Here is a 12,431-nt window from a genome sequence, read left to right as displayed (position 1 = left end):
CGAGGGGAGAGCCAACGCCAATGGACATCCGTAAAGTCAAGAAACTGATCGAGCTGCTGGAAGAGTCCGGTATCGACGAGCTGGAAATCCGCGAAGGCGAAGAATCCGTCCGCATCAGCCGCAACACCGGCCGCGGCCAGGGCATGCAGACCGTCTACGCCGCTGCCCCCGCTCCGGTCGCCGCCCCGGCCCCGGCTGCCGCGCCGGCCGCTGCCGCTGCACCCGCCAGCGAAGCCGCCGCGCCGCAACTGACCGGTAACGTGGCTCGTTCGCCCATGGTCGGCACCTTCTACCGCGCCTCCTCGCCCACCACCCCGGCCTTCGTCGAAGTCGGCCAGCAGGTGAAGAAAGGCGACATCCTGTGCATCGTCGAAGCCATGAAGATGATGAACCACATCGAAGCCGAAGCCAGCGGCACCATCGGCCAGGTGCTGGTCGAGAACGGTCAGCCCGTCGAATTCGACCAGCCGCTGTTCACCATTGTCTAAGCCCGTGGAGCCCACGATGCTGGAAAAAGTCCTGATCGCCAACCGCGGGGAAATCGCCCTGCGCGTGGTGCGTGCCTGCAAGGAGCTGGGCATCAAGACGGTGGCGGTTCATTCCACCGCCGACCGCGAACTGATGCATCTGTCCCTCGCCGACGAATCGGTGTGCATCGGCCCGGCCCCCTCGCCCCAGTCCTACCTGAACATCCCGGCCATCATCAGTGCCGCGGAAGTCACCGGCGCCACCGCCATCCACCCCGGCTACGGCTTTCTCGCCGAGAACGCCGACTTCGCCGAGCAGGTGGAGCAGTCCGGATTCGCCTTCGTCGGACCCACCGCCGACGTGATTCGCCTGATGGGCGACAAGGTGTCCGCCAAGAACGCCATGAAGCAGGCCGGTGTGCCCACCGTGCCGGGCTCCGACGGCGCCCTGCCGGATGACGAGGCCGAGTGCCTGCGCATCGGCCGCGAAGTCGGCTATCCGGTGATCATCAAGGCCGCCGGTGGCGGTGGTGGTCGCGGCATGCGCGTGGTCGAGGACGAGGCCGAGCTGATCAAGTCGATCAAGCTGACCCAGACCGAAGCCGGCGCCGCCTTTGGCAACTCCATGGTCTACATGGAGAAATTCCTCGGCAATCCGCGTCACGTGGAAGTCCAGGTGCTCTCCGATGGCCAGGGCAACGCCGTGCACCTCTATGACCGCGACTGCTCGCTGCAGCGTCGTCACCAGAAGGTCATCGAGGAGGCGCCTGCGCCCCAGATCGACGAGAAGGCCCGCGAAGAAGTCCTGGCACGCTGCGTCAAGGCCTGCATCGACATCGGCTACCGTGGCGCCGGCACCTTCGAGTTCCTCTACGAAGACGGTCGCTTCTACTTCATCGAGATGAACACCCGCGTGCAGGTGGAGCATCCGGTGACCGAGATGATCACTGGCGTCGACATCGTCAAGGAGATGCTCAGCATCGCCGCGGGCAACCCGCTGTCGATCAAGCAGGAAGACATCAAGATCACCGGTCACGCCATCGAGTGCCGGATCAACGCCGAAGATCCCAAGACCTTCATGCCTTCCCCGGGCCTGGTCAAGCACTACCATGCACCGGGCGGCAACGGCGTGCGGGTGGATTCGCACCTGTACAGCGGCTACAAGGTTCCGCCGAACTACGATTCGCTGATCGCCAAGCTGATCACCTGGGGCAAGACCCGCGACGAGGCCATGGCCCGGATGCGCAACGCCCTGGACGAGCTGATCGTCGACGGCATCAAGACCAATGCCGATCTGCACCGGATGCTGACCCGCGACCAGGCCTTCGGCCAGGGCGGCGTGAACATCCACTACCTGGAGAAGAAGCTCGGCCTGCGCCACTGAGTGCATGACGAGCTCTGATTCAGCGAACGGGCTGCCCTCGGGCAGCCCGTTTTCATTTACCCTCCCCGCTTTGACCCGATTCAGGTAGCCCACCATGTCCTGGCTGCAAGTCCGCCTCGCCCTCACCCCCGCCCAGGCGGAAACCTACGAAGACCTCATGCTCGAACTGGGCGCCGTCTCGGTGACCTTCATGGACGCCGAGGACCAGCCGATCTTCGAGCCGGATCTCGGCACCACCCCGCTGTGGTCCCAGACCCACCTGCTGGCGCTGTTCGAAGGTGATACCGACGCCGCCGCCCTGGAGCAGCGCGTGCAGCTCCTGGCCAACGGCCTCGTCTACGAGGTGGAGCGCCTGGAAGACCAGGAATGGGAACGCAGCTGGATGGACAACTTCCAGCCCATGCGTTTCGGCCAGCGACTGTGGATCGTGCCCAGCTGGCACGAGGCCCCGGAACCCGAGGCGGTCAATCTGCTGCTGGATCCGGGCCTGGCCTTTGGCACCGGCACTCATCCCACCACCTCGCTTTGCCTGCAGTGGCTGGACGGCGAACCGGTCCAGGGCCTGCAGGTGCTGGATTTCGGCTGCGGCTCGGGCATCCTCGCCATCGCTGCCCTGCTGCTGGGCGCCGAGCGCGCCGTGGGCACCGACATCGACGTCCAGGCCCTGGAAGCCTCGCGGGAGAATGCCAATCGCAACGGCATCGACCCGGCACGCTTTCCGCTGTACCTTCCCGTCGATCTGCCAGGCGAGCCGGCCGACGTGGTGGTGGCCAACATCCTCGCCGGTCCGCTGGTCGGCCTGGCCGAGCAGATCACCCGCCTGACCCGCATCGGCGGTCGCCTGGCCCTTTCCGGCATCCTCGCCGAGCAGGCCGAGGACGTGCGCGCCGCCTATGCCGGCTGCTTCGACCTGGAACCCACCGCCACCCTGGACGGCTGGGTACGCATTAGCGGCACCCGTCGTCGCTGACCTGCGCACCGCCACCGGTCCGCTCACCCGGCGGCCCGGTGGAGGCCCTTCTTTCGCCAGGGCCTTCGGGTACACTAGCGCGCTTCACTCCCTGGCTGTCGCCTCGCCATGACCGAATCCCTCGTCGCCCAGTGTCCGCATTGCCATACCCGCTTCCGCGTCACCCAGGAACACCTGGCTGCCGCGGACGGCGACGTACGCTGTGGCGTCTGCCTGGAAGTGTTCAACGCCAGCAACCAGGCCGCGCCCCTGACGGCGCCGCAGCCCATGCCCGTGCCACCTGCGCCCGTGGCCGAACCGGCGCCGACGCCCAGCGAAGCGGCCTGGCCCCATGACGAACTGGACCTGAGCCACCTGGAGCTGGACGCCGAGGTCGCCCGTCTGGGCGCCCTGGAAGAACAGCGCCGCGCGCCGGCAGCACCTTCCGCAGCAGCAACGCCGCCCGCCGTGGCCGCGCCGCGGGAAGAACCGGCACCGGTCCAGGGCCTGGCGGCCCATCGCCCCCAGCACGACGAAGACCCCTTCGAACTGCCGTCGCTCGGCGCCGCCTCGGCCGAGCGCGAACCCGAGCCGGAATCCCTGCGCCTGCCGGCCGAACCCGAGGTCGAGTTCGAACCGCAGCCCGCGCCCTTGCCGCTTCCCGCCGCCGAGCCGGAACCGGAGCCCGAGCCCGAGCCTGAGCCCGCCGTGGAGGCCCGGCCGGAGCCGGACATCGCTCCCGTGCCGACGGCCGTACCTGTGGCACCGCTCGCGGCCACCCGCGCCCCGCTCAAGCCCGCCCCGGCCACGCCGCCCGCGCCCCTCACCACCGCGCCCCCGCGTGAACGCCAGGAGCCGGCACTCGGGCGGGTCGAAGCCGACGACGACGAACGCGCCGAGCCCGGCCTGGGTCGGCTCGACGACTGGCAGGAGCCCGTTGCCGAACCCCTCAGCGCCGCACGCGACGGCGACGACGAGCCGCTGCCGGCCAAGGCCACGACCGCCCTGCGCAGCGAACCGGAATGGCAGGACGATCCCCTGCTGGACCTGCACGACGATCCGCTGCAGCTGGACAGCCAGCCACGGCGCCCGCACTGGGGTCGCCGCCTGCTGTGGATCCTGCTCTGCCTGCTGGCGCTGCTCGGCCTGGCCGGCCAGTACGTCTATTACCACTTCGACGAACTGGCGCGGCAGGACAGCTATCGCCCGCTGTTCGTCCAGGCCTGCGCCAGCCTGGGCTGCAAGGTGCCGTCCAAGGTCGATGTCCAGCAGATCCGCAGCAGCAACCTGGTGGTGCGCAGCCATCCGCAGTTTTCCGGAGCCCTGCGCGTCGATGCCATTCTCTACAACCGGGCGCCCTTCTCGCAGCCCTTTCCGCTGCTGGAATTGCGCTTCGCCGACCTCAACGGCCAGTTGCTCGCCAGCCGCCGTTTCAAGCCCGGCGAGTACCTGAACGGCGAGCTCAAGGGCCAGGACGAGATGCCGCCGCAGACGCCGATCCACATCGCCCTGGACATTCTCGACCCCGGTCCGCGCGCGGTGAACTACAGCCTGAGCTTCTTCTCGCCGGAGTAGCGCCAGGGCGAATTGCTCATAAACTAGCCAACTCGCGCTTTATCCGGAGGCGGCGAGCGGGTATCATTCCCAACCCTTTTCAAGCACAGCAGCCCCTGTCCGCGGCCGGTTTCCGGCGCAGGCGGAACAGGCGCCTATTCGCCAGGGAAAAAGATATGTCGATGGTACGCATCGGCCCTTATACCTTGCCCAATCCGCTGATTCTCGCGCCCATGGCCGGGGTCACCGACCTGCCCTTCCGGCGCCTGTGCCTGGCACTCGGCGCCGGCATGGCCGTGTCGGAAATGGTGACCAGTGACGTGCGGCTCTATGACAGCCGCAAGTCGCGGCTGCGCCTGATCCACGCCAGCGAGCAGGAACCGCGCTCGGTGCAGATCGCCGGCGGCGATCCGGCGATGCTGGCCGAAGCGGCCCAGCGCAATGTCGAACTGGGTGCCCAGATCATCGACATCAACATGGGCTGCCCGGCGAAAAAGGTCTGCAACAAGGCCGCCGGCTCCGCGCTGATGAAGGACGAGGTCCTGGTGGCCGAGATCCTCGCCGCCGTGGTGGCCGCGGTGGACGTTCCGGTGACCCTGAAGATCCGCACCGGCTGGAATCCCGAGAATCGCAACGGCCTGCGCATCGCGCAGTTGGCCGAAGCCGCCGGCATCCAGGCACTGGCCGTGCACGGCCGCACCCGTGACGACAGGTTCCTGGGCGCCGCCGAGTACGACACCATCGCCGCGATCAAGCAGGCGGTCGATATCCCGGTGTTCGCCAATGGCGACATCGACAGCCCGGAAAAGGCCCGGCGCGTGCTCGAGCACACCGGCTGCGACGGCCTGCTGATCGGCCGCGCCGCCCAAGGCCGCCCCTGGATCTTCCGCGAGATCGCCCACTACCTGGCGACCGGCGAGCACCTGGCGGCGCCGAGCGATGCCGAGGTGGAGGCCATCCTGCTGGAGCACCTCGACGCCCTGCATGCCTTCTATGGCCCGGAAATGGGCGTGCGCATCGCCCGCAAGCACGTCGGCTGGTACCTGGCCGACCGGCCGGGCGCCGCGGAATCGCGCGCCCAGTTCAACCGACTGCAAGATACCCAAGCCCAGCACGCCAGCATTCGCGCGTTCTTCGCGCAGCCCCAGATCGGGAAGCAGGTGGCATGAATTCGATGACCGAGACTTTGACTGGAACAGCGCCCGTGAGTGACAACGGCGACCTCAAGCAGCACCTGACCGCTCCCCTGCAGGAGGGCCAGACGCTGCGCGACAGCGTGGAAAAGGCGCTGCGCAACTATTTCGCCCACCTCGATGGGCAGCCGGTGACCGACGTCTACAACATGGTGCTCTGCGAAGTGGAAGCACCCCTGCTCGAAAGCGTGATGAATTACGTCAAGGGCAACCAGACCAAGGCATCGGAGATGCTCGGGCTCAATCGCGGCACCTTGCGCAAGAAGCTCAAGCAATACGACCTGCTCTGATCCGCCTCATCGCCGGCGGCCCAGGGGGCTTGACCGGCGGTCTCTCTCCTCCTGATGGACATGACCATGACCGACCAGACCTCTCGCCTCCCCGTCCGCCGTGCGCTGATCAGCGTGTCCGACAAGACGGGCGTCGTCGACTTCGCCCGTGAACTCGCGGCCATCGGCGTGGAAATCCTGTCCACCGGCGGGACCTACAAGCTGCTGCGCGACGAAGGCATCCCGGCGGTTGAAGTCGCCGACTACACCGGCTTCCCGGAAATGATGGACGGCCGCGTCAAGACCCTGCATCCGAAGATCCACGGCGGCATCCTCGGCCGCCGCGGCATCGACCACGAGGTCATGAGCGAGCACGGCATCCGCCCGATCGACCTGGTCGCGGTCAATCTCTACCCCTTCGCCGCCACCGTGGCCAAGCCCGGCTGCAGCCTGGCCGACGCCATCGAGAACATCGACATCGGCGGTCCGACCATGGTCCGCAGCGCGGCCAAGAACCACAAGGACGTCGCCATCGTGGTCAATGCCAGCGACTACGCGTCCATCCTCGACGACCTCAAGGCCGGCGGCCTGAGCTATGCCCAGCGCTTCGACCTGGCGCTCAAGGCCTTCGAGCACACCGCCGCCTACGACGGCATGATCGCCAACTACCTGGGCAGCATCGACCAGCAGGCCGAGACCCTGTCCACCGAAGGCCGCGCCGCCTTCCCGCGTACCTTCAGCGCCCAGTTCATCAAGGCGCAGGACATGAGATACGGCGAGAACCCGCACCAGCAGGCGGCCTTCTATGTCGAGCACGCCAGCGAGGCCTGCGTGGCCACCGCCACCCAGCTGCAGGGCAAGGAACTGTCCTTCAACAACGTCGCCGACACCGACGCCGCCCTGGAAACCGTCAAGAGCTACGAGGAGCCGGCCTGCGTCATCGTCAAGCACGCCAACCCCTGCGGCGTGGCCGTGGCCGGCGACATCCGCCAGGCCTATGAACTGGCCTATGCCACCGACAGCGAGTCGGCCTTCGGCGGCATCATCGCCTTCAACCGCGAACTGGACGCCGAGACCGCCCGCGCCATCGTCGAACGCCAGTTCGTCGAGGTGATCATCGCCCCGCGCGTCAGTGTCGAGGCCCGCGACGTCGTCGCGGCCAAGGCCAACGTCCGCCTGCTGGAATGCGGCGAGTGGCCCGCCGAGCGCAAGCCCGGCCTGGACCTCAAGCGCGTCAATGGCGGTCTGCTGGTGCAGAGCCGCGATATCGCCATGATCACCGCCGCCGACCTCAAGGTGGTGACCCAGCGCGCCCCCAGCGAGCAGGAACTGCAGGACCTGATCTTCGCCTGGAAGGTGGCCAAGTTCGTCAAGTCCAACGCCATCGTCTACGCCAAGGGCCAGCAGACCGTAGGTATCGGCGCCGGCCAGATGAGTCGCGTCAACTCGGCGCGCATCGCCGCCATCAAGGCCGAGCACGCCGGCCTGGCCGTGGCCGGCGCGGTCATGGCCTCGGACGCCTTCTTCCCCTTCCGTGACGGCATCGACAACGCCGCGGCCAACGGCATCACCGCGGTGATCCAGCCGGGCGGCTCCATGCGCGACGCCGAGGTCATCGCCGCCGCCGACGAAGCCGGCATCGCCATGGTCTTTACCGGCATGCGCCACTTCCGCCACTAAGGACCCGTCACGGCGAGGCCGCACGCGCCTCGCCGTCGCTCCAATTCAAAGTGCGGACGCCACCCTGCGGCCGCCCGAGAGGAACACTGCATGAACGTACTCATCATCGGCAGCGGCGGTCGCGAACACGCCCTGGCCTGGAAGGTCGCCCAGGACACCCGGGTCACCAAGGTCTATGTGGCCCCGGGCAACGCCGGCACCGCCACCGAAGCCAAGTGCGAGAACGTCGCCCTCGACGTCCTGGCCCTGGAACAACTGGCCGACTTTGCCGCCGCCAACGTCGAGCTGACCATCGTCGGCCCCGAGGCGCCGCTGGTGGCCGGCGTGGTCGACCTGTTCCGCAGCCGCGGCCTGCCCTGCTTCGGCCCCACCGCCGGTGCGGCCCAGCTGGAAGGCTCCAAGGCCTTCACCAAGGATTTCCTGGCGCGCCACCAGATCCCCACCGCCGCCTACGCCAACTTCACCGAGGTGGAGCCGGCCCTGGCCTATCTGCGCGAGCAGGGTGCGCCCATCGTGATCAAGGCCGACGGCCTGGCCGCCGGCAAGGGCGTGATCGTCGCCATGACTCTCGCCGAAGCCGAGGACGCCGTGCGTGACATGCTCTCCGGCAATGCCTTCGGCGACGCCGGGGCGCGGGTGGTGATCGAGGAATTCCTCGACGGCGAGGAAGCCAGCTTCATCGTCATGGTCGATGGCAAGAACGTCCTGCCCATGGCCACCAGCCAGGATCACAAGCGCGTCGGCGACGGCGACAGCGGTCCCAACACCGGTGGCATGGGCGCCTATTCCCCGGCGCCGGTGGTGACCCCCGAGGTCCACGAGCGGGTCATGCGCGAGATCATCGAGCCCACCGTGGCCGGCATGGCCAGCGAAGGCAATGTCTACACCGGCTTCCTCTATGCCGGCCTGATGATCGACCAGAGCGGTGCGCCCAAGGTCATCGAATTCAACTGCCGATTCGGCGATCCCGAGACCCAGCCGGTAATGCTGCGCCTGCAGTCCAGCCTGGTGCTGTTGGTGGAGGCCGCCCTGGCCGAGGCGCTCGACAAGATCGAAGCCTGCTGGGATCCGCGTCCGAGCCTGGGCATCGTCCTGGCCGCCGGCGGCTATCCGGGCGACTACGCCAAGGGTGACGCCATCGCCGGTCTCGAAGCCGCCGCGGCGCTGCCGGGCAAGGTGTTCCACGCCGGCACCAGCCTGCGCGATGGTCAGGTCGTCACGGCCGGCGGTCGGGTGCTGTGCGCCACGGCCCTGGGCGAAACGGTCTCCGCCGCCCAGCAGAACGCCTATGCGCTGGCCCAGGAAATCTCTTGGAAGGGCTGCTTCTACCGCAGCGACATCGGCTACCGCGCCATCGCCCGCGAGCGACAGTGAAGCTCGCCTAAGGGATCAGCCTGTTACACTGTTACGTCAACAGACGTGACGGGCTGATCTATACTCGACGTCCGCATTTGCGAAGGGAACTCTCGTGCACCGGCTCTGGATCGCCATAGGCTTTGTGGTCAGCTGGCTGCTGTTGCTGCTGGTGGCCAATTCCGTGCAGGCCGAGAATTCGCCGGATGCGGGCTGGGCGCAATACGAGGACGCCACCGGCGAATTCTCGCTCGACGACGTCCGTGACCGGCTGTCCGCCTTCAAGCCGCTGACCACCGCCCGCGCCCACCGCCCCGCCGGCCCCGGGGCGCTCTGGCTGCACACCCGCATCCAGCCCGACACCCAGCAGCGCCTGCTGCGCATCATTTCGCCCAATGTCGGCTATCTGGACTTCTTCGCCTATCGCGACGACCAGTTGCTCAGCGAGATCCGCGATGGCCTGTCGCGGCCGCTGCTCAATCCGCAGCAACTCAGTCGCGACTTCGTCTTTCCGATTCCGCAGAGCGACCAGCCGCTCGACCTCTTCCTGAGATTCGAATCGCCCCAGCCGATGCGGATCGCCCTGACCCTGAGCAGCAGTGCCGAAGCAGAGGTCACCCATCGGCTGGTGATGTTCGGCGTGCTGCTCGGCTGCCTGGCCATGCTGGCGCTGTACAACGGCGCCCAGCTGCTCTATCACCGCAGTCGCGCCACCAGCGCCCTCACCCTGCTGCTGGTGATGCTGGTCTGCGTGGCCCTGAACATTTTCGGGCTGAGCAAGTTCTTCCTGGGCGGCTTCAAGGGCCAGACGCCGCTGCTGACCGATCTGTCGGTGCTGGCCTGCAGCGCCGCCGGGCTGAATTTCGTGGGGGCCTTCTTTGGCTGGCGGCGACTGCCGCTGTGGATCCGCCGCACGCTCAGGGGCCTGCTGGCGCTGGTCGCCCTGGCCGCCGTGGTGCGCATCGCCGCCGGCGAGTTCTATATCGGCGACTGGCTCATGGTGGTCAATGGTCTGGCGCTGTTCGCCTGCCTGAGCATCGCCCTTGAGCGCTGGCACCAGGGTGCCCGCTATGCGCGGCTGCTGGTGGTGAGCTGCGCCCTGCTGGCCCTGGCCGGACTGATCGCCTTGCCGATCCTGGCCGGTTACGCCAATCCGCCGGTGTGGATGGGCCGCGGCCTGATCGCCAGCTGCATGTTCAGCGGCATCCTGCTCACCCTGGCCCTGGAGGAGCGCCGTCGCTATCTGCGCGAAGAGCATTTCACCCGTACCCGTGACAGAGCGGCCAACCATGCGGAGCTCAAGGGCAAGGCCGAATTCCTTTCGCGCATCAGCCACGAGATCCGCACGCCCATGAACGGCGTGCTGGGCATGACCGAGCTGCTGCAGGGCACGGCGCTGTCGGCCAAGCAGCGCGACTATGTGCAGACCATCCACAGCGCCGGTGCCGAACTGCTCAACCTGATCAACGAGATCATCGACATCACCCGTCTGGAAAGTGGCCAGATCGAGCTGGAAGAGGTCACCTTCGACCTCAATGCCCTGCTCGACGACTGCCTGGACATCTTCAGGCCGCGCGCCGAGGAGCACCGGGTCGAACTGCTCAGCTTCATCCAGCCCCAAGTGCCCCGCCGCTTCATCGGCGACCCGACCCGCCTGCGCCAGATCCTGCTCAACCTGCTGGAAAACGCCTTCCAGCGCACCGAGGAAGGCGAGATCCTGCTGGTGATCTCCCTGGAAGAGGCCACCGGCCAGCCGCCGCGCCTGCGCATCTCGGTGCAGGACAGCGGCACCCCGCTGGATGCGGCCCTGAGTCGCCAGTTGCTGTCCACCCACCTCGACCGCCGCGACTTCCTCGCCAGCGACACCGACAGCCTGGATTTCGGCCTGATCATCGCCCGCCAGCTGGTGCTGCTGATGCAGGGCGACTTCGGCATCCAGAACAACGCCGAGGGCGGTTCCAGCTTCTGGATCAGCCTGCCCATCCCGGCCCAGGCGCTGGTGCTGTCGCGCGGCGACAGCGACTATCCACTGCAGGACGTACGGGTGCTGGTGGTCGACGACAACGAGCTCTGCCGCAAGGTCCTGCAGCAGCAGTGCAGCGCCTGGGGCATGCAGGCGGTCACCGCCGCGTCCGGACGCGAAGCCCTGGCCCTGCTGCGCACCCAGTCGCACCTGCGGGAATACTTCGACGTGGTGCTGCTCGACCAGCAGATGCCGGGCATGACCGGCATGCAGCTGGCCGCGCGCATCAACGAAGACGAGAATCTCAACCACGACCTGCTGCTGATCATGCTCACCGGCCTGAGCAATGCGCCGAGCAAGGTCATCGCCCGCAACGCCGGCATCAAGCGGGTGCTGGCCAAGCCGGTGGCCGGCTATACCCTCAGGGCGACCCTGGCGGACGAGCTGTCGCGCCGCGGCCAGCGGGTCAGCGAACCCGAGCCCGAAGAACAGCCCAGCGGCATCCCCAGCGATTTCCGCGTGCTGGTGGCCGAGGACAACAGCATCTCGGTCAAGGTGATCCGCGGCATGCTGAAGAAGCTCGGCGTCGAACCCGACACCGTGAGCAACGGCCTGGAAGCCTTCGAAAAGCTCCAGCAGAACACCTACGACCTGATCCTGATGGATTGCGAGATGCCGCTGCTGGACGGCTTCGGCGCCACCCGCCGGCTACGCGCCTGGGAACAGCAGAATCATAGGTCGCGCACCCCGGTGGTGGCCCTCACCGCCCACATCCTCGCCGAGCACAAGGATCGCGCCCAGGAGGCCGGCATGGACGGCCACATGGGCAAGCCGATCGAACTCTCGCAGCTGCGCGAACTGCTGCTCTACTGGGCCGAGCGACGGCGGCTGGACGTGACCCGCGCGGGCCTCAAGGCGACTCCTTGAACCTGTCCTTGACGTAGGTGATCTCGGTCTTGCCGTGCGGCACCGGATTGCCTTCCTCGTCGAGATTGACGAAGACGATCTTGTCGATGGTGAGGATGCTCTTGCGGGTGATCTTGTTGCGCACCTCGCATCTGAGGGTGATGGAGGTACGCCCGAACTCGGTGGCGGTGATGCCCAGTTCGATGATGTCGCCCTGGCGCGAGGCGCTGATGAAGTTGATCTCGGAGATGTACTTGGTCACCACCTTGGGATTTTCCAGCTGCACGATGGCGTAGATCGCCGCCTCCTCGTCGATCCACTTGAGCAGGCTGCCGCCGAACAGGGTGCCATTGGCGTTGAGGTCTTCGGGTTTCACCCACTTGCGGGTATGGAAGTTCATCAGGGCTCCTTGAATTCCCGGGGTCTTGAGACATCAGATCAGGGTGCGCGCGGTAGATTCCGGTCGACATGAGGCAGAGCGCCACCCTTTGGGTTTATCGCGATCCTCGTTATACTGCCCGCGCATCGCGGCCACCAGGCCGCCCCGCCTTCCGTTCGAGGGGCGCTGCAGCACGCTGCGTTATCCCATCCTAGCCGACCCGCCGCTGGCGCGGGACCCTCGGCGGGCATGACGCCAGGCGTTGTCAGGCTCGAGCGGAGCGTTATCAGAACGCATCAACGGCGCCCATTCGCACCTAACGAATGGAGACTCT

Annotated in this window: 10 protein-coding genes and 1 riboswitch; of the genes, 9 read left to right on the top strand and 1 reads right to left on the bottom strand. The window is 67.1% G+C overall.

Annotated features, from left to right (window positions below; genetic code table 11):
- Nucleotides 1–20: 20 nt before the first annotated feature.
- From accB to QKY98_RS18170, 9 genes are all read left to right on the top strand, one after another.
- Nucleotides 21–488 carry an acetyl-CoA carboxylase biotin carboxyl carrier protein gene (accB, locus tag QKY98_RS18210; RefSeq protein ID WP_007161586.1) on the top strand — a complete coding sequence of 156 codons (468 nt, stop codon included), beginning with the start codon at nt 21–23 and terminating at the stop codon, nt 486–488.
- Between the two features lie 16 nt (nt 489–504).
- Entirely contained in the window at nt 505–1,851 is a 1,347-nt protein-coding gene (accC, locus tag QKY98_RS18205) for an acetyl-CoA carboxylase biotin carboxylase subunit (protein ID WP_027598936.1), read from the top strand.
- Between the two features lie 94 nt (nt 1,852–1,945).
- The gene (gene prmA / locus QKY98_RS18200; protein ID WP_108582354.1) at nt 1,946–2,821 is read left to right on the top strand and encodes a 50S ribosomal protein L11 methyltransferase; all 876 of its coding nucleotides are present in this window, start codon (nt 1,946–1,948) and stop codon (nt 2,819–2,821) included.
- Between the two features lie 108 nt (nt 2,822–2,929).
- Entirely contained in the window at nt 2,930–4,375 is a 1,446-nt protein-coding gene (locus QKY98_RS18195; RefSeq protein WP_169854719.1) for a DUF3426 domain-containing protein, read from the top strand.
- 155 nt (nt 4,376–4,530) lie between these two features.
- Nucleotides 4,531–5,523: a tRNA dihydrouridine synthase DusB gene (gene dusB, locus QKY98_RS18190; protein WP_169854720.1), complete on the top strand. Its 993-nt coding sequence runs from the start codon at nt 4,531–4,533 to the stop codon at nt 5,521–5,523.
- Nucleotides 5,520–5,837 carry a DNA-binding transcriptional regulator Fis gene (gene fis, locus QKY98_RS18185; protein ID WP_026083845.1) on the top strand — a complete coding sequence of 106 codons (318 nt, stop codon included), beginning with the start codon at nt 5,520–5,522 and terminating at the stop codon, nt 5,835–5,837. Before dusB ends, fis begins: the two co-directional genes overlap by 4 nt.
- Before the next feature lie 66 nt (nt 5,838–5,903).
- A complete protein-coding gene (gene purH, locus QKY98_RS18180; protein ID WP_044341972.1) occupies nt 5,904–7,496 on the top strand; it encodes a bifunctional phosphoribosylaminoimidazolecarboxamide formyltransferase/IMP cyclohydrolase in 1,593 nt (530 codons plus the stop codon).
- 90 nt (nt 7,497–7,586) lie between these two features.
- Entirely contained in the window at nt 7,587–8,870 is a 1,284-nt protein-coding gene (gene purD, locus QKY98_RS18175) for a phosphoribosylamine--glycine ligase (RefSeq protein WP_042136596.1), read from the top strand.
- A 94-nt stretch (nt 8,871–8,964) separates the two neighbouring features.
- Nucleotides 8,965–11,739, top strand: coding sequence for a response regulator (locus QKY98_RS18170; protein ID WP_044341973.1), 2,775 nt, complete (start codon nt 8,965–8,967; stop codon nt 11,737–11,739).
- On the opposite strand, the gene QKY98_RS18165 is transcribed toward QKY98_RS18170, so the two are convergent.
- Nucleotides 11,723–12,118: an acyl-CoA thioesterase gene (locus tag QKY98_RS18165; protein WP_007161577.1), complete on the bottom strand. Its 396-nt coding sequence runs from the start codon at nt 12,116–12,118 to the stop codon at nt 11,723–11,725. The genes QKY98_RS18170 and QKY98_RS18165 overlap by 17 nt on opposite strands.
- Nucleotides 12,119–12,269: 151 nt before the next feature.
- A riboswitch (S-adenosyl-L-homocysteine riboswitch) is annotated at nt 12,270–12,412 on the top strand.
- Nucleotides 12,413–12,431 lie beyond the last annotated feature (19 nt).

The organism is Pseudomonas sp. HR1 (genome assembly GCF_030175875.1).
Lineage (GTDB): Bacteria > Pseudomonadota > Gammaproteobacteria > Pseudomonadales > Pseudomonadaceae > Chryseomonas > Chryseomonas oryzihabitans.
This window is presented reverse-complemented; position numbering and strand designations above follow the sequence as displayed.